Origin of the sequence: Mariniphaga anaerophila (assembly GCF_900129025.1) — a bacterium.
Taxonomy (GTDB): domain Bacteria; phylum Bacteroidota; class Bacteroidia; order Bacteroidales; family Prolixibacteraceae; genus Mariniphaga; species Mariniphaga anaerophila.
On sequence record NZ_FQUM01000001.1, the window covers coordinates 1 to 19,852 of the forward strand.

Genomic DNA, 19,852 nt, shown 5'->3' on the forward strand with positions numbered 1-19,852 from the left:
AAAGGACGAGCTATCGACAATATATTCATTGAGAGGTTCTGGCGTAATATCAAGTATGAGAAATTATACCCTGAACCATCGGATGATGGGCATGAATTATTAGGCAAAATAAAATGGTACGAGACTGTAAGTTTTTTTGACTTCCAGTTGCGATTTTTCAGGTTTCTGCCGCTTTTTTAGTGTCCCTGTTGGATTTTTTGCCGCCCTGTTGCATTTTTTCTTGAATCTTGTTAAGTTTTTCGCTTTCCTGTTTAACAGGAAGAGCAAAAAATAGTACAGGGAAGGTAATTATGTAACAGGGAGAGGCAGAAAAACCAACAGGGCGTTCTATATTCTCACAGGACGCCCGATGTTACAACAGGAAGTGTAGCGGTTATTCAATTCTTCACTATTGTTGTTGCTGTTTTCGGTTTTGTTTCCTCCAAACAAAACATGTACATGATTTTCGTCCTCCAGACAACCAACTCAACATTCAATGCGTAAAAAACTGCCATGCGTAACTACCCGAAAAATGCAGAATGTATTTCCCGAATCAAATACCATCTCTTGTGGGTGTTGATTAAAATACCGATATTTGGGGTTCAATTTTAACACGGTTAAAAGGGGTATTGAAAACAACGCAAAGAAGAGGACAGAAGGTGTAGCGAACGCAGCCACCCTGTGTCGGATGAGTTAAAAACAATTGTTCATTTTGCTAATAATGTCAGAAATAAGTTCCTTATTTTCTGGCTGTTTTTGGGAACAGGCAGAAGAAGTTGACAGTGGTTTTAATGCACGTTTTTGATATCTGAAATGAATAACCGTAGCGTTTAGAATAAAAAAGGCAACACATGCAAAAAATAAAATTCTTGCTGTTACTGATTCTTATGTTGCCAAGCACCAAGTTTTTTGCCCGTGAAATAGTATTTCATCGCTATTCTGTGGATGACGGGATGCCTTCGAGCATGGTTAACGTGGTATTTCAAAGCCATACAGGTTTTATCTGGTTTGGAACAAAAGAGGGATTAGCCCGCTTCGATGGACATAATATTGTTCCCATTCCGCTACCTGACGATGATTTTGATCAAATTTCAAAACTGAGAATAACTTCCCTGTGCGAAGACGACGACCATAACCTCTGGATTGGAACTACTTATGGCGTGCTGTGTTACAATCAGCTTACCGAAAAATTCAAGCATTATTTGTTTGACGAAGAAAATCCCCTCGACCTCAGCCGTTTTGTTAACTATTTGACGTTTAGTGATGAATGGGGCTTGTGGGCAGGAACAAGAAACGGTATTTTTTACCTGGATAAAGAAAAAGATCAGTTTGTGGTGTACCCGCATTTTGCCCATCATAATGAGTTTAAAAGCATAACCATGGGAGAACGAATTGTAAATGCACTGTTTTTCGACAGGCTGGGGTATCTTTGGGTTGGTACGGCAGGGAATGGAATAAACAGGCTGAATTTAAAGGAGCACAGTAAACAGGTTTTTCTTCATGAGCCCAATAACCCGTCAACACCGTGCAGCAACTTTGTTGAAACCATTTTTGAAGATAGCTTTGGCGTTCTGTGGTTTGGAACTACAATCGGACTGGCTCGTTTTGATCGGGAAAAAGAATCATTTTATTGCATCACAAAAGGCAACGGAAAGTTTGGCTTGTCTGACGACCATGTGACTTCAATAATGGAAGACACCAAGGGAAACCTGTATATTGGTACCAAAAACGGGCTGGATTATTACAAACGCCGGGAAGAAGAAATCGTTAAATACCAGCACTATCCACACGATCTTTATTCAATCAGCAGCAGTATTATTAATTGTTGTTTTCACGACCGTTCCGGAACATATTGGGTAGGCACAATGCACGGCGCCAATAGTTTTAGTTACCGTAATCATCATTTTGATTTGTATCAGTCGGTTCCCAACGACAAAAGCACGTTGGCAAACAATATGCTTCGCACTATTGTAGCAGATAAACAGGGAAATATTTGGATGGGAACACAAAACGAAGGCATCGAACGTTTTGACAGAAGGTTGCGTCGTTTTTTTCATTACCGACAGAACAGTTCGGCTGCAAACCATATTTTAACATCGTTTTTGTCGGGGGCAGGGGAGTTGTATTTTGGAACCGAGGAAGGAATTTTAAAATACAATCAGCCGAAAGACAGGTTCGATTTGTTTGATTTTGGCGGCATTTACGAGTTTAGCGACAGAGGGATATACGAAATAGTTGAAGACAAATATGGAAATCTCTATTTCTCGGAAATGGACAGGGGCATATTTCGATACGACAAGAACAGTAAAAAAATCGAGAAGCTCGATCTGCACCTGGATCAAATTGACCCGTCGAGGGTGAACAATATAAAAGTGATGCATATCGACAGCTCGGGAAAACTGTGGTTCAGCCTTCAAATGTCGGGTGTAGGGCGTTATGATTTAGAAACCGGGCACACCGAGCATTGGAATAAAGAAGATAATGGGCTTGCCAGTAACCAGGTTTGGGATATTTTCGAAAATGAAAAAGGCATTTGGCTGGGGACTGAAAATGGCTTGTGCTTTTATAACGATTCAACAAATACGTTTGATAATTTCAATATTCAGGACGGGTTACCCGGGCCTATTGTGGTGAGTATTCTCGAAGATGACAACAAGCATTTGTGGCTGGGCACCAATAAAGGATTGAGCTATTTCGAACCGGAAAACAGAACCTTTGTAAATTATTCCGGTTCTGACGGATTGCAGGGAGAAATTTTTGAATATAAAGTGAAACAAAAGATTGGAGAGCTGCTTTTGTTTGGGGGAAACAATGGATTTAATGTTTTTAATCCCAACGAGTTTACCCGCAACCCTTACATTCCGGTTCCCCGTTTTACCAACCTCAGTATTTTCAAACATACAGTTAGCCCCAATCAGAAGGTTGGTGGCAATATTCCGTTGAAACGTTCCATGGTTTTTGAAGAACAAATTAACCTGAAAGACAGTCACGAAGATATTGAAATTGAATTTTCTGCTTTTTCTTATGTCGATTCGGACAAGAACAGCTACAAGTATTATTTTGCGGAAAAAGGCGATACTGCCGCCTGGACTTATACCACGGGCGAGAAAAACAGCCTCAGCTTTTCCTCTCTGAAACCCGGTGATTACGAGTTGCGGATAAAAGCTGCCAATTGCGACGGAATTTGGTCGGAAGAGCCGGTTAGCGTAACGATAAAGGTTACGCGGGATTTGCGCAAACTTATCGGATACATCAGCAATGCTTTTCTGGTTTTAGTAATTGCCGTATTGTTAATTTATTTCCGAAAAGTACTGAAGCAGTTCCTTCCCGAATGGAGAAGAAAAAAACAGCAACCAGACTCAGCTCACTCGCTTCCGCGCTTTAAGCTGGATCCGCATCTCGACCCGCGGACAAAAAAAGATCTTCAGTTGTTAATTGAGTCGATGGAACGGGAGCGTTTATTTCTGGATAAGAGGCTTACGAAAATTCAGTTGGCTGCTCACCTTAAAATTTCTCTGGCTCAGTTGAGTAAGTTGCTAAAAGAGCAATTGGATGTCGGCTTTAACGATTTTGTAAATTATTACCGGGTAGAAGCCGTGAAAGAGATGATGAGTGATCCGAAGAACAAAGATTTCACCCTTTTGTCGATTGCAGAAGATTGCGGTTTTAATTCGAAGACCAGCTTTTACCGGATATTTAAGAATTTTATGGGGCTAACTCCTGCCGAGTACTTCGAAAAATACGTAGAGGTTCCGGAGAAAGAATAAGCTTTGCAATAAGCGCTTAGCAACAATAGCCGCTAAGCGCTTACTACAAAGGAAAGTATTCAGTAATCAACCCTTATAAATCGTATTTAATCCAGTCGCTCAGAATTTGTTCTTTATACCAGGGGTCGTCGCTGCGTTTAAGCCAGAAGGCCATTTCTTGAAGAAGCTGTTGCACGTCAGGATTGTTCTTGTCAACCGGCAGGTTTTCCAGTTGATAAGGATCTTCCTGGTCATTAAAAAACTTGGTGCTCACCAGTTGGTGGTTTTTGTCAATGGTCAATTCAAGGGTGAACCGGTGTGTCTGTATCCCTCTTGCCACCGGAAAGTACGACACTACATTGCCAACGCTGTCTTTTTCGCCGTCGTAGTTCCGAATGTAGAGCGCTGACTGTTCTGCCGGGGCGTCTTCTTTTCCTTTTAAAACATCGGAATAATCAAATCCGTGCACCGGCGGAATTTTATCTTTCAGCCCCAGCATTCCCAGCAGCGTTGGCATAATATCCGGCGAGCCCATTATAAGGTCATTTGTGACGGGTTTATTCATGCCGGGCCAGCGAATGAGAAAAGGAACACTGAATGCTTCTGTGTATATGCTGTTTTTAGGGTCTTTAATTCCCTGGCTGCACATTGTTTCTCCATGATCGGAAGAGAAGACGACAATGGTATTTTCGTATTCTCCCATTTCTTTTAATTGTTGCACAATTCGTCCGAATTCGCGGTCAACTCCGGTAACATTGGCAAAATAGTAGGGAGCTGATTTTGCTTTGGGCATTTGTGTATCTGCATTATCTCTGTGCAGTAATTTTTCCACCGGAATGTCTTTGTACAAATCGTAATCTTCTTCCATGCAATCAGCCAACGATCTGTACGGACTGTGTGGCGGATTCATTGAAACGAAAAGAGCAAAAGGTTTGTCCGGATTGCGTTCGCCTGTTTCGTTTTTCAGGTAAGCAATTGCTTTGTCTGCTTCATGCTTTGGCGAATATTCTTTGGGTTCGTGGCGCTTCCCGTCGGTGTCGTAGTAATGCGGGTCTTTGTGCACATCCCAGGTTCCGTATGAATACCAGTAATTAAATCCGTGCCGGCGTTCTTTGGGTGTGTAGGTGTCCCATGCCGGCCTCCGCGGATCCACATAGTTTCCGGGATTGGCAGGGTCGTTGGGTGTTGGAAAATCGAGGTGCCATTTTCCGATGTATGCGGTTTCGTAACCGGATTCATGAAGAACATCACTGAAACAGGTAACATCGGTTCGGAGAGAGCTGACTGGGCGCGACGAGTTACAGTTCAGCATTACGCCGCTGGAGCCCGGGAAAAGGCCTGTCATTAAACTACCACGGTGCGGACTGCACAAAGGACAGTTGCTTACCATGTTTGTGAAAACCATGGCATCTGAAGCGAACAGGTCGAGTTGAGGCGTTTTTACCGGGTCGGCCTTAGTTCGGATAGACCCTTCAAACTCCGGAGTGTCCCAAAATGCCATGGCCTGGTTCCTGAACTGGTCGGGAAAAACATACAGCAGGTTCGGGGCTTTGGGGGGCTGTGGTGTCTGACAGCCGGATAGGGCAGTTAAAATAATTCCTATCCCAAGTGTAATTTTTCTACCTATATTCATGATTCTTTTTTTGTTCGTTGTATTAAAACATGTTGTTGTATCGGCGTTTATGCCGGTCGTAGAAGTGAACGAGAGAAAGACATTCACTCTTGCTCTAGCGTTAGTTCAACGGGGAGCCCGTCGCTGCAAATGAATTTGATAACCGTGTTGTTGTTTTCGTATCCTTCTATTTTGTATTTAGATGAAGGGACAGGCAACGACCATTTTCCTTTTAGCGTAATCAAAACCTCGGTTTTTTCAGCCGGACGGTTGGACGTGTAACTATTGTCAGGCAAATTTAAATCCGGATTTACCAGACTCAACCGAACCTCTGTTCCCGGTTCCTGCCGGTACATAATCAGGCACGGAAGACTGTTGTCCATAACTAAAAACGAATCGTCAGAACTATGCGCTTCAAAAAGCACCATGCCGGTAATTCCGGTTGTGTGGTCCGCAACGATATGAGCCGAATTGTCTTTTTTCAGCACACTGTAAATTTGTTCGCTATCAGATTTCATTTTTGCTGCAACCTCCTGCATTCTTTCGGTGTCCGAATTAATCCATACGGCGTATTCGTAGCTGGCATTTCTCGGCGACACTCCGTGGTTTATCCAGGCTGCAGCAAAATCGCCAACCGTCTCTTCCTTCGTTCTGTTGTGTTTCGAATGCTGAGTCGATTTTCGGATTGTTACATCCTGAGATGCCGGCAGATAATAGCCGTTGTTGTTAATATCGATAAACCAATTCGCTTTGTTCTTATCCAGGAAAACTTCCTTCGGAAAACCTTTTAAGTTTAACTTGTTATTTCCTGTAATGCTTTGCTTTTTCTTATGAAGAGCGGTTTGAAACAAAACTGTTTCTGTGGGGTATTTCTCGTTCGAGTTTGAAATTCCGGTTCCCAGATAAATAATGTGACTGTCGAAACAAAAAACGGACTTCCGGGCTACAAAATCCGGCGTAAAATTGGGGCGATCCTTCTCTTTTAATTTGACTCCGAAAATTCCGTTCATCTTCTCAAAAGAAAGAGCGCCGGCAAAAGTCTCTTCCGATTTTTCCATCAGGGTTCCCGGGTAAGGGCTTTCGAGCAAGTCGAGCGGCAGATGAATTACCGTGGCTCCGGGGTAGCGGTTCCAGTCCCATCCGTCTTCTTCGAAACCATTAGACTCCAGAGTTACCGGGTTGCCGGCATTCATAATCTGAACGGTTCCGTAAGATTGGTATCGGCCAAACCGGTTGTTCGCCGTGTAAATTTCCGAACCCCAAACGTATTTGCTGTATCCTTTCAGGCTGACCATCCAGTTTTCGCGCCGATGAATTCCCAGCGCACCATAATTGTATGCGAAGAAACCCGCGGGGGCTAATTCTGCTTTAATTCCGGCCTGCTGAAATTGCGCGGCTGGTTTGTTCTGGCTCGAATTTAACCGCAAAAAGGCTGATGCCATCTCTTTGTCGAAAGCAGTTTCTTTTTCAGAATCGCTGCAGGTTGCCAGTTGGCCAATTACATTAATAACCCCGTTGCTTAGTTTACCTCCCAAAGGATGCCTCCCGCAAATTCCAAAACCCCATTCGTCGTTTGCGCAATAGCTTATCATGGACGACAAAGCTTGTTTCAGGTTTCGATTTGCGTCCTGGTCGAGCGCATATTTGGTGTCTTTTAACAGACGTATGTAATCTCCGATTCCCGTGAATCCGCCTGCCGAATACGAGGGGTATAAACCACCGTGGTGGAAACAGGTTCCATCTGGTTTGATTCCACCCATGGTTCCCGGAGAGTAGTCGATGGAAGCTTCCATCCATCGTTTAAAAGCCCTGTAATCCAAATCGCGCTGCTCCAGGTCGTTTTGCATTGATATGGCCATCAGCCTCGACATGGTCATTGTGTTCCAACTGTCGATAATTCCTTGTAACGTGCCGGGTTCCGGCTCTTCTCTTAGTTCCGGTACTCCACACCAGTAGAGCAAAATATTGGCATACTCTGTTTGTCTGTTTTCATCGGCAAGAGCATCTTTCATCAAAAGAAAAGCCGGGGCGAATTTTCGAAACTGATAACCGTAATGATGATTTGTGCCCAGGCCGCTTCCAACTGCCCAGCCCTGGTCTTTTAAGTGGTCGGCCAAATCAATAAACATTTGGCGGCATTCAGCATCTTTAAGAAAATACCATCCTTTGGCAAGTTTTAATAAGAGGTCTCCGGCATCGATCATCCTGAGGTCGTTATTGGCCTTAATGTACTCGTCGTTATAAACAAAGGCCGGACCGGTGATATTTCCTGATTCCCGGTGGATTTTTAGTGCGAGAAAACCGGCTTTTGCACGGTCTAATGCCGTAGAAGAAAAGTTTCCTCCGGCTGCTGTTTTTGTGAGGCGTTGCTCTATTTTTTTCAGCTCGTCAATTGTCTGGTTGCTGATTTGCTCTTTTTGCAACGAATATTTGTAAGTGCTGTACCAATGCCACAACGCAGCCCAGTGGTTTTCGTTTATCTCCGGATTGATAAATGGAAGTTGAGCATCGGGCGTGCGTTGGCGGTGTACACTTTTCTGAAATTTCATCCGGTCGAAATACACCGTGCCTTCTGTTGCATTTTCAGGAGCACATATTTTCAGGTAATCCAGGTTTTTTGATGTTTTATTGCCGTTCATATCTTCGTCGAAACGAATCCAGCAGGCCCGCCAGCCTTTATAGTTCAGTCGGAAGTTAAACCAATATTCAACGCCTGAGCTGTTGCCAAATTCGAAACGAAGCGGCGCATCCAGCGGTGTCTCGTTGTAAATCCACAGGGTCATTCCTCCTTCTTCGTTTTGGAGAGCCTGTTTCATCCCCTCCGGATTATCTATTGTTATTGCGGTTCCCGGTTTCCACTTCCATTCAACCGACTGGCTGCCCAGTTTACCGTGTTTGTTACTGATTGAAAGCACTGCAGGGGCATTTGTTTCCCAGCCGTGCGGAATATTTTCTTCCAATACAAGATATTGAGAAAAGGCTGTTGCCGAAACAGACAATAAAAAAAAGAGGATGAAAAACTTTTTCATTTTGAAGGTTCGCTGATTTTTTATACTAGAAATAAAGCTCATGTAAAGAGATTGATGCTATTTCCGTTTTGTTGATTTTTATGTTGCAAATTTAGTGTAGAATAACTGCATTAATAATGAAAGTGGCACTGAACCCAGCAACCACTTTCACTATTTATATTGAATAAAAACAAGCTTATTGAAGCCACTCTGAATGCTGATCCAGTTTTTGGTTCATGGTTGTTTCCTGTATCGGATAAGGCATGATGGTGTGTTTTGACGGTACAAAATTTTCACCGGCCCGTTTGTAAAGAGCTTTGTCTTTATCCGAGCGGTTTGTCGCATCAATCATTTCGTTTAGTTCTGTTAACGACTCACCCAAAATATTCCAACGGATTAAATCGTGTTTGCGAACACCTTCGAAACACAACTCGCGCATGCGTTCATCCTGAATTTCTTTGCGGAACTGCTCTTTTCCGGATATGGTTCCTTTGTCAACATCCTGCAACCCTGCTCTTACTCGCACCTGGTCGAGGTATTGATAGGCATTTGCCGGGCCGTTAATTTCATTTTCGCACTCAGCTTTCATTAGCAGAATATCGGCATAACGCAATAACGGATAGTTGATGCCGGTAAAGTTTTTGTCGGGAGTTGCAACCCCTTCCAGAACTTTGTAAGAGCCTACTCCTTCAGTAATTTTTCCGTAGGTAATTGGTTCCCACCGGCGGAATTTACCCGGCCATATTTTTAACTCGTTACTTACTTTTGAGATGTTTCCTCCGCTGTTACAAATAAACCGAGCGTTATTCCATTCATCGCGTTCATCGCCTTCTTCGTAAATAGAGTTCAGTTTTACTGAATTTTGCAGCATGGCATAAGCAAACGGTTCTGTCTGGGTAGGGTAGTAGTAGAACTGTGCCCCGTTAATTTGCCCGATACGGCCATCTTCGCGTATTCCCTGGTCGCGCATCAAGGTGAATTCAACTTCAAACATCGACTCACTTCTGTCGTATTTGTTTTCGATATAATTTAAGAATACCTGTTTGTACGATGGATTCAATTGGTGCCATCCGTCGGAAATAACAATGTCGCATTGTGCAGCGGCTTCGGCATACATTTCTGTTTTTTGCATGGGGTAGCCTGCCATTGTAAGATAAACGCGGGCCAGCATTCCGTGAGCTGCCATTTTGTTGGCATGGCCGGGCTCGCTCTGGTCTTTGGCATGTGGCAGGTGTTCGCTTGCAAACGTAAAATCGGTAATAATTTGCTGGTATATTTCTTCTAACGAAGCTGCCGCTAAATCATTATCGTTGATGCCTGCGGTTGGTGTAAGCCTGAGAGGAACTTCTCCCCACCAGCGAACCAGGTCGAAATAGTATAAAGCTCTCATAAAATAAGCTTCTCCCAAATAGGAATCGCGTGTTGTTTCATCAATTCCCGAAGTGTTGGGCACCTTCGCAATAAAATTGTTGGCGGCTTCTATTCCCTGGTACAATGCCAGCCATGTTATACGCAGGTTGGCATCGGCGGGTGTGTGGTTGTACAACCCAATTGCCCAGTTGTTATTGTTTCTGTTGAAGAGCGCTTCGTCGGTTCCTGCTTCAAACATTGCTGAAATTACCTGTCCGTATGTTGCATCCTGCCCGAGGTAATTGTAAATGCCGGCAAGCCCCATTTGTACTTCGTCTTCGTTTTCGTAAAATGCCTCTTTCACCCAGCTCGATTTTGGGTCGACCGAAAGATAGTCTTCGCAGGATACTGCCCCGGCCAGGAAGATGCCTAATGTTATGCTTTTTATTAGTATCGATAATTTATTTTTCATTTGTCTCGTGTTTTATGATGATTAAAACAATTAGAATTTAATTTCTACTCCTCCCATAAACGTTGAACTCATTGGGTATGCAGAGTAGTCTAATCCGGGAGTTAAAGCCCCGTATTTTCCAACAGATACATCAGGATCGTAACCGGAGTATTTTGTCCAGGTATATAAGTTTTGCCCGGCAACATAAAGCCTGCACGATTTAATGCCCAGCTTATTCAGAATACTTTTATTGAACGTATATCCGAAAGTTACTGTTTTCAGTTTTAGGTAAGAACCATCTTCAACATAGTAATCCGAAATCAGGTTTCCGTCCTGCGGAAATCCATAGACACCTGCATACTGGTAAGCCTGCACCTCGTTTGTCGGGTTTTCCGGAGTCCAGCGGTCTGCAGCGGCAGCCAGCATGTTATATTCCGGGCCGATTAATCCGGGATTTTCAAACATAACACGGTTTGCATTCAGAATGTCGTTTCCGTACGACCACTGGAAGAATACTTCCAAATCGAAATTTTTGAACCAGAAGTTATTGGTTATCCCTCCGAAATGTTTTGGATGAGGATTGCCAATTACCACGCGGTCGAGTTCATTGATTGTGCCGTCGGGAGTTCCGTCCAGTCCCGAAATGTCTTTGAACTTAACACTTCCCGGAGCCACTGTTTTTCCGTTGTCCGGAATGCCTTCCTTTAATGTGTATGTGTCGGTTTCTTCATCGTAATTAAAGTCTTCAAACTGGTAAACACCGTCGCGTTTAAGGCCGTAAATCATTCCCACCGGCTCGCCAACTTTGGTAATGTATTGGTATTCGGTGAATTTAAAATACCAGTCGGGGTTGGTGTAAATTGCATCCTGTCCGGAGTTGAGCGAAATCGTTTTATTCTTGTTGAACGAAATGTTAAATGAGGTATTCCATCTGAAGGATTTATTGGAAACATTAACCGTGTTGAGTGAAAGTTCCAGCCCCTCGTTGCGAACTTCGCCAACATTTTGCAGTACCTGTGAGTAGCCGGTGCTAAGTGCCATGTCGGCATTCAGTAAAAGGTCGCTGGTGTTTTTTCGGTAAAAGTCAGCGGTTACCACAACGCGGTTGTCGGCAAATCCAAGGTCGATTCCAAGGTTCGACTGTGCAGTTGTTTCCCATTTCAAATCGGCCGAAGCCAGGCTGGCGTAGTAGGTTCCGAGCGCGTAAGCATTTCCGAACGAATAACCACTGTACTCGTCGTAATTTATTAATGAAAATGCTGCAGAATCGTTAATCCGGTTATTTCCGGTAACACCGTAACCAACGCGCAACTTAAGGTTGGAGAAGATATTAAGGTTGCTGATAAATTGCTCTTCTATTAATCTCCACGCCAAAGCCGCTGACGGGAAATAGCCCCATCGATTTCCTTTTGCAAATTTGGACGAACCGTCTGCACGGTAATTCATGGTAAGCAGGTAACGGTCTTTGTATCCGTAATTAACACTTCCGAAAAACGAAACCAATTTGTTTTCTGACGCGTAAGAAGTTGGAATTTCAGGTTCTGTACCCAGTTCCAATTTGTCGGTACCAAAGGCGTCGGTTGGTATTTTTTTATTTTTTGCCTGGAAGTTGTCCACCGAAGAAATCTGAGCCTCGGTTCCAACCAGCGCTGTCAGATTGTGTATTTTGTTGAATTTCTTTTTATACGTTAATGTATTTGACGTTGACAAAGTTTGATTGTGGCGGTCGCTAAGCGTTCCGTTTACTCCGTCAATTCCCTTGGTTCCCTGGTAGGTGTCTTTTTTGTAGAAGACAGACTCTTTCTGATTGTTAACCTGGTAGTTTCCCGAAACTTTCAGCTTTAATGCGGTGGTAATATTGTAGTTGAGAAACAGGCTTCCTCTTACCACATCCTGCCGCTGATAACGGTCGGTGTTGCTCAACGTTTTTACCGGGTCAAAACGAAGGTCGTTGGGGTCTTCGAGGTCAAGCCCGCCTTCTTTTCCGTCATCAACCAACGGGCGCACCGGCCTGAATGTGATGGCATCGCGAATAATACTTAGCCTGTTGTTTCCCGAAACATTAAGCCCGTTTCTGTATATGTACGAATAATTTAAGTATCCGCCCAACTGGGCTTTTTCGTTTATCCGATGCGTAAATTTGAGGTTGTTGTTTATCTTTTTGTACCCCGTATTTATCAGCGTTCCTGCCTGGTCTGAGTAATCAACAGATAAATAAATAGATGATTTGTTCGTACCACCGCTAAGCGATAAATTATGATTTTGAATGAACGCCGTCCTCATAATGTTATCCTGCCAGTTGATGGGTTGAGCATTTTTGTATTCTTCGGGATCAACCCAGTAGGTGTTAAAACTTTCCAGGTAGGTATCACCTCTGAATGTTTGAACTTCCTGTAAATATTTTACATAGTCGTACGGTGACATAACATCCAGTCGGTTGTCGATCCATTGCGAACCGATTGACGAGTTTAGTGAGATTTCGGTTGTTCCGTCGTTTCTCCCGCTTTTTGTGGTAATAATAATTACCCCGTTTGCACCTCGCGAACCATAAATGGCCGACGCCGAAGCATCTTTTAGTACGTCGAACGATTCGATGTCATGCGAACTGATGCTCCCCGGATCAAAATCTTCAATGGGGATACCGTCCACAACATATAACGGAGAGTTGTCGCCGGTAATTGAGTTTCCCCCGCGTATTACAATATTAAGGCCTTCTCCCGGCGTTCCGTCGGCAGCCGATACCTGCACCCCGGCAACCCGGCCTGCAAGCGCCTGGTCGTAGTTGGTTACCGGGCTTTTTGCCAGAACTTCGCCTTTTACCTGGCCTACCGAACCGGTAAGGTCGCGTTTAGAAACTGTGCTGTAACCCACAGCAACTACTTCCTGTAGTGAGATAACATCTGGCTCGATAACGATATTTACTTCCGTTCTTCCGTTTAAAGGAAGTTCAACTTTTTTAAATCCGATAAAACTGCATTCTAAAGTTGCGTTTTTATCGTTTACCGTAATGGTGAATCTCCCATCCATTCCTGTGATGGTTCCCTGCGTAGTTCCTTTTACAACAACATTGGCACCCGGAATTGTTTCTCCGTTGCTTTTTGAAGTAACTGTTCCTCTGATTTCTGTTTGAGCAAAAGCTCCCAAACTAGTTCCTATGAAAACAGCAATTAGTAGTAAATTTTTAATTTTTCCCATAGTTTGGTTTTTATTAATAGATAAAAAAATTTTGATTGCCTACACTTTCTGCACGTAAACTTATAAAATGGCAATAACTTCAAAATCCCATATTATGCAAAACGGAACAAAATTGCGGATATGGAACCTCTGTTTTCGAATTTGGGAATTGTAATATTTTGAAAATGTGTTAATAATGTTTGAAAATGAAAATCCTTTTGTAAAACATATTGGGACTTTGTGCACCTTGTTTTTGTGTGAAAAACGCCCGGACTGGCCGTAAAAATGGAATTTTTCATCTGCTTTTGCATGCATATTCATAATTAAAAATGCTTGATTTGTTTTCAACTCCCTTGTTGTTAGTGTTTTATACTCTTTTGAAAACCATTTTAGTTTTGTCTTATTCTGCAATAAAATAGTCGTTTGTTTTTGATTGTATATTGTTAATGTATTTTAAATCAGTTGATTGTATCGATTCCCATATTTTTGATACCAACGAACATTGAATTTAGTACCCGGCCTGCGTTTTTCGTCTCCTGAGATGATGCTTCAACCGCTACTTTAGAATAAAAAAACGGACAAAGCTTATTTACGGCTCAAATATTATTATCATGAATAGAACAAGCACATTCTTATTTGTTGTCATTTTCTCCGGAATTATTTGGGGATGTAATACTACTGATAAGAAATCCGGAAATTTTATTTCGGAGAACCTGACGAATGCTTCGCAGCAAATCGGATTTCAGTTGGATGCTATAGAAAAGACAGGGAAAATATTAAATCCCCGCACGATTAATAAAGATGGCTCGACGCGCTACGTGAGAAGGCAAGACTGGACGAGCGGTTTTTTCCCGGGTACCATGTGGTACATGTACGAAATGACCGGCAACGAAAGATGGAAAGACTATGGAATAAAAATCACCGAGTCGCTCGATTCTGTGAAATACCTCACCTGGCATCACGATATTGGTTTTATGATTAATTGTAGTTATGGCAATGCTTATCGTCTTACCGGAGAAAAAAAATACAGGGATGTGCTTATAGAAGCTGCAAAATCGCTTTCCACCCGTTTTCGTCCGGCGGCAGGAGTAATTCAGTCGTGGAATACCGATAGGGGATGGCAGGCAGAGCGTGGCTGGATGTGCCCTGTAATTATTGATAATATGATGAATCTTGAGCTTTTATTTAAAGCTACGGAATTAACGGGAGACTCTGCCTTTTACAACATTGCTGTCAGTCATGCCGATGCAACCCTGAAAAACCATTTCCGCGAGGATTACAGCTCGTGGCACGTTGTAGACTACGATCCGGTTACGGGAGGTGTCAGAGGAAAATATACAGCTCAGGGATATTCCGATGATTCTGCATGGGCACGCGGACAAGCATGGGCTTTGTACGGTTACACCATTTGTTACCGAGAAACTCAAAATCCGACTTACCTGGCCCAAGCCGAGAATGTTGCAGCTTTTATCTTTAATAATCCTAATCTTCCTGACGACTTGGTTCCGTACTGGGATTTCGATGCTCCAAATATTCCCAACGAGCCCCGGGACGCATCTGCCGCGGCAATTATAGCGTCGGCTTTGTATGAGCTGGCAAGCTATTCAGACAACACAGAAAGTTACATTGCGAAAGCAGATAATATCATGAAAAGCTTATCTTCGCCCGCATACCGGGCTAACCCCGGAACAAATAATTATTTTATTTTGATGCATTCGGTAGGCAGTATCCCGCATAATGCCGAAATAGATGTCCCCTTAAATTACGCCGACTACTATTTTCTTGAAGCCCTGTGCCGAAAAATGAATATGAAAAATAATATGTAATGAGAAAGAGAACGCTTTTGGTAATTTTTCTGTTTCAGGTTCTTTGTTCCTTCGGACAAAAAGTACAAGTTATTCCATCTCCTGCTAACAGTAACTTAAAAAAGGCTGCCGGCTTTAAAACAGAAGCCTGGGTGGCAGATTGCGAAAATGATGGAGAAAAAGTTTTTAATCAGTTTGCAGAGCAGATTAAAGCGTGCGGAATTGATTTTCCGTTCAGGGAAAAAGAATCGAACGAATCTGCCAACCTTGTTCTTCGGTATGTTAAAAACAAAAATACGGCGGACAATGAATCTTATCAACTGAAAATAACCCGTGGCAAGGCTCTTCTTGAAGCTTCTACCGATGCAGGTATGTTTTATGGGCTGCAAACACTTGCACAACTAACTGAGGCAAACAGAACGGGCTTTAAAGCAGAAATTCCCAAAATAAAAATATCAGACAACCCCCGCTTTGGCTGGAGAGGATTGATGTTAGACGAATCGCGTCATTTTTTCGGAAAAGAAAAAGTTAAGCAACTGTTGGACTGGATGGCTTTTTACAAGTTGAATGTGTTTCACTGGCACCTTACCGATGTTAACGGATGGCGGATTGAAATTAAAAAATACCCGTTGCTAACCGAAGTTGGCGGAATTGGTAACTTTTCCGATTCGAATGCTCCTGCGCAGTATTATACTCAGAACGAAATCAGGGGAATTGTTCAGTACGCAAACGAACGTTTTATTGAAATTATTCCGGAAGTAGATATGCCCGGACACGCTACTGCTGCCAATAAAGCTTATCCTGAATATAGTGGTGGCGGATCGGCAAAATTTCCGCATTTTACGTTTAATCCTGGAAATGAAAAAACGTATGGTTACCTTACCGACATTCTTAAAGAAATAACACAGCTTTTCCCTTCCAAATACATTCACCTTGGAGGCGACGAAGTACATTTTGGAAACGAGCAGTGGAATACAGACCCGCAGGTCCAGGCGTTGATGAAAAAAAATCAGCTTAAAGACCTGAAAGAAGTAGAGTCTTATTTCATAAAAAGAATGACAGACAGCATTACCGCTCTGAACAAAACCATGATTGGCTGGGACGAAATTGTGACTTGGGGAGTGGCTCCGGACCAGTGCCGGGTTATGTGGTGGCGGCACAACAAACCAGACCAGCTGATGCTGGGGTTGGAAAAAGGATACCAAACAGTTATGTGTCCGCGGATTCCACTGTATTTTGACTTTGTTCAGGATTCAGCGCACACATCGGGCCGACGTTGGGACGGAGATTTTTCTCCGCTAGAGAAGATACTTGAGTTTAATCAAATCTATAAAGAGCCACTTACTTTATATCCGTCGTTAATTGTGGGGGTGCAGGCCAACCTCTGGAGTGAAACCATTCATAGCGGCGAGCGGCTTGATTTTATGACTTACCCGCGAATTGCTGCTCTTGCCGAAATTGCATGGAGCAACAACTCTCCCGAATACAAGGAATTTCTTTGGCGGCTAAAGCCTTCTTTTTCACTGTTTGAAAAGCAAGGGGTTACCTATTTCAATCCGGAAAATCGTAATGCCACACCGGAGATTAAAGGGCCGGTTCCTCCGTCTTCAATTGAATAACGCAGAAACTTCCTTTCGGTACCTGGCTGGCAAAAAAAGAAAATGATGAGAAAAGAACTGTATATATTTCTGGTAATTTGTCTTTCGTGCACAACTATTTCAACGGCAAAAGTTGAACAAAAAAAGCATATCGATTCGTCAATTTATAACCAAGGATGGATTGATTTGAATAAAAACGGGAAGAAGGATATTTATGAAGACCCGGAAGCTTTGATTGATGATAGGATTGAAGACTTATTGTCGCAAATGAATATGGAAGAAAAAACCTGCCAAATGGTTACTTTGTATGGTTACCGGCGGGTTTTAAAAGATTCGCTTCCTACGCCTGAGTGGGAAAATGCCTTGTGGAAAGACGGAATAGGTGCCATCGACGAGCATCTGAACGGTTTTGCAGGGTGGGGGCGTCCTCCGATGGAAAGCCCGTTATGCTGGCCGGCATCAAATCATGCCGAGGCGCTGAATGAAGTGCAACGGTTTTTTATTGAGAAAACACGGCTTGGTATTCCGGCCGATTTCACAAACGAAGGAATAAGAGGCGTAGAAAACTATATCGCAACAAATTTCCCAACACAACTGGCATTGGGGCAAACCTGGAATAGAGAGTTAATTCGCGAGGTTGGTAATATTACCGGAAAAGAAGCCAGGCTGCTGGGGTACACCAATGTTTATGCTCCTATTTTGGATGTAGCCCGCGACCAGCGTTGGGGCCGGATGGAGGAGGTATATGGAGAATCGCCTTTTTTGGTTGCCGAGTTGGGAATTGAAATGACAAAAGGATTGCAGACCAATTACCAGGTGGCATCTACGGCAAAGCATTTTGCCATATATAGTAACAACAAAGGTGCACGGGAAGGACTTTCGCGGGTTGACCCGCAGATTGCCCCTCGCGAAACTGAATTGATTCATCTTTACCCTTTTCGGCGCGTAATACGGGAGGCCGGATTGCTCGGTGTAATGAGTTCGTACAACGATTACGACGGAATGCCCATACAAAGCAGTTTCTATTACCTCACCGAGGTTTTGCGAAACCGGTTCAATTTTAAAGGCTATGTGGTTTCTGACAGCGATGCCGTGCTTTATTTGTACAGTAAACATCACACCGCAGAAAATTATAAAGAGGCTGTTCGGCAGTCGGTTGAAGCCGGGCTGAATGTGCGTTGTACATTTCGTTCTCCTGAATCGTTTGTGGAACCGCTAAGGGAATTAATTCAGGATGGAGCCATCTCCGAAGAACTTATTAACGAGCGCGTCAGAGACGTTCTTCGTGTTAAGTTTTTGATTGGCCTGTTTGATGAGCCGTATGTAAAAGACATCGAAAAAGCGGATGAAACGGTTAACAGCACCGAGCACCAAAACGTTGCTTTGCAGGCGTCTCGTGAGTCGATTATTTTGTTAAAGAACGAAGGAGAAATTCTTCCTTTAGACAAAAGTAAAGTTAAAAAGATAGCCGTAATCGGGCCAAATGCCAACGACGGAAGTTATGCGCTTACTCATTACGGACCATTGGCCGTTGAAGTTTCTACTGTGCTCGACGGAATTCGCGAAAAAGCCGGAGAAAACACAGAGGTTGTATACGAAAAGGGATGCGAATTGGTTGATGCAACGTGGCCTGACAGTGAATTATTTCCGGTACCTCTTACCGAAACTGAAAAAGCAGGTATTGAAAAAGCGGTAGAAGCAGCCAGAAATGCTGATGTTTCAGTGGTTGTTGTAGGTGGCTCTCAGCGTACATGCGGTGAAAACAAATCAAGAACAAGCCTCGAACTTCCCGGAAAACAAAATGATTTAATTCGGGCGATCTGGCAAACGGGAAAGCCCGTAGTTTTGGTTGTGATTAGCGGACGTCCGTTGTCAATTAACTGGCCGACGCAATATGTGCCTGGCATATTGCAGGCGTTTTACCCCGGAGCAGAAGGAGGAACAGCGATTGCCGATGTTTTGTTTGGCGATTACAATCCTGGTGGAAAGCTGACGGTGACGGTGCCTAAAACCGCCGGGCAAATCCCGTTTAAATTTCCGAGTAAACCGGGAGCTCAAATAGATGCATGGGGGCAAAACGGGCCGTCGGGAAGCCGTGCCAGAGTGAACGGAGCTTTGTTCCCTTTTGGCTACGGACTTAGTTATACAACGTTTTTGTACAATGAAATAAAAGTAACCCCGGCAACAATTACTCCGTCTCAAAGCTTTTCCGTTTCTTTCAAAATAAAAAATACAGGCGACCGCGCCGGAGATGAAGTTGTTCAGTTGTACCTGAGAGACGAAGTGAGCTCGGTTACTACTTACGAGAAAGTACTCAGGGGATTCCAGCGTGTGCACCTGAATGCAGGTGAAGAAACAGAGGTTACGTTTACGCTGAAACCGGAAGATTTGGCTTTCCTTGATGAAAATATGGAATACATTGTGGAGCCGGGAACCTTTAAAATAATGATTGGCGCTTCATCTGAAGATATAAAACTGGAGAAAGAACTGCAGGTATTGGACGAGGGTGAGTCCGCTTCAACTTTCCACAACAAAAAAGATGACAAATTCCCGTTTGTACATCCATCCGAGAATAAAACACAAATCTCTAATTTATTCGATAACAATGAAAATACGTTGTGGACAGCAACCCAAAAAGGAGCTTCAATTGATTTTGAACTGAAAGAAGGGGCTGTCCCTACCGAAATGGGTATTCGTTGGGCAAAGGGAACAGACGATGTTTTCCGGTTCGAGATACAACTGTCTGGTGGTGGCGGGCAATTTATTCCGGTTTATTCCGGAAAAAGCAACGGGTCTGCAGAAGTCGAAACCTACTCTTTTGACGGCTATCCTGCTTCTGACTTAAGATTGATTCTGTTTGGAACCCAAAATAACAGCAAATCATCGATTGCCGAAATAGTATTACGCGAAAGGAAATAAATCGGTTTTATGTTATGTAAAATCGTTCGTGTTTTATTGCTGAAGAAGTAACCGAAGAATCAACAGGCTTTTTTGCGCGAACGGCGTTATGGGAAAATGCTATTGTCAGGATAGCCGGTTAAGGTTAAGACATATTCCTCAATTTTTTTTTTATTGAAGTGTAATAATACGTTGTGAAAAATAGTCTTTTCCGGAAAGAATATTTGACTT

8 protein-coding genes are annotated in these 19,852 nt (G+C 43.3%); 4 read left to right on the forward strand and 4 right to left on the reverse strand.

Annotation, left to right across the window (positions count from 1 at the left end):
* The first annotated feature begins 830 nt into the window (after positions 1-830).
* Positions 831-3,746, forward strand: a complete 2,916-nt coding sequence (locus BUB08_RS00010; RefSeq protein WP_072997790.1) for a two-component regulator propeller domain-containing protein — start codon at positions 831-833, stop codon at positions 3,744-3,746.
* A gap of 73 nt (positions 3,747-3,819) precedes the next feature.
* On the opposite strand, the gene BUB08_RS00015 is transcribed toward BUB08_RS00010, so the two are convergent.
* The 4 genes from BUB08_RS00015 to BUB08_RS00030 all read right to left on the reverse strand — a co-directional run bounded on the left by BUB08_RS00015 (position 3,820) and on the right by BUB08_RS00030 (position 13,341).
* Positions 3,820-5,358 (reverse strand): sulfatase family protein, encoded by a 1,539-nt coding sequence (locus tag BUB08_RS00015; RefSeq protein ID WP_072997793.1) that lies wholly within the window; start codon positions 5,356-5,358, stop codon positions 3,820-3,822.
* 83 nt (positions 5,359-5,441) lie between these two features.
* On the reverse strand, positions 5,442-8,366 hold the full coding sequence (locus BUB08_RS00020; RefSeq protein ID WP_072997795.1) for a chondroitinase family polysaccharide lyase: 2,925 nt from the start codon (positions 8,364-8,366) through the stop codon (positions 5,442-5,444).
* A gap of 175 nt (positions 8,367-8,541) precedes the next feature.
* Positions 8,542-10,167 (reverse strand): RagB/SusD family nutrient uptake outer membrane protein, encoded by a 1,626-nt coding sequence (locus tag BUB08_RS00025; protein WP_072997798.1) that lies wholly within the window; start codon positions 10,165-10,167, stop codon positions 8,542-8,544.
* Positions 10,168-10,197: 30 nt separating this feature from the next.
* On the reverse strand, positions 10,198-13,341 hold the full coding sequence (locus tag BUB08_RS00030; protein ID WP_072997801.1) for a SusC/RagA family TonB-linked outer membrane protein: 3,144 nt from the start codon (positions 13,339-13,341) through the stop codon (positions 10,198-10,200).
* Positions 13,342-13,931: 590 nt separating this feature from the next.
* On the opposite strand from BUB08_RS00030, the gene BUB08_RS00040 reads away from it, so the two are divergent.
* The 3 genes from BUB08_RS00040 to BUB08_RS00050 are packed head-to-tail and all read left to right on the forward strand — an operon-like array spanning position 13,932 to position 19,642.
* Positions 13,932-15,146, forward strand: a complete 1,215-nt coding sequence (locus BUB08_RS00040; protein ID WP_072997805.1) for a glycoside hydrolase family 88 protein — start codon at positions 13,932-13,934, stop codon at positions 15,144-15,146.
* The gene (locus tag BUB08_RS00045) at positions 15,146-16,744 is read left to right on the forward strand and encodes a beta-N-acetylhexosaminidase (protein WP_072997807.1); all 1,599 of its coding nucleotides are present in this window, start codon (positions 15,146-15,148) and stop codon (positions 16,742-16,744) included. Before BUB08_RS00040 ends, BUB08_RS00045 begins: the two co-directional genes overlap by 1 nt.
* A gap of 42 nt (positions 16,745-16,786) precedes the next feature.
* A complete protein-coding gene (locus BUB08_RS00050; RefSeq protein ID WP_217651518.1) occupies positions 16,787-19,642 on the forward strand; it encodes a glycoside hydrolase family 3 C-terminal domain-containing protein in 2,856 nt (951 codons plus the stop codon).
* Positions 19,643-19,852: the final 210 nt, after the last annotated feature.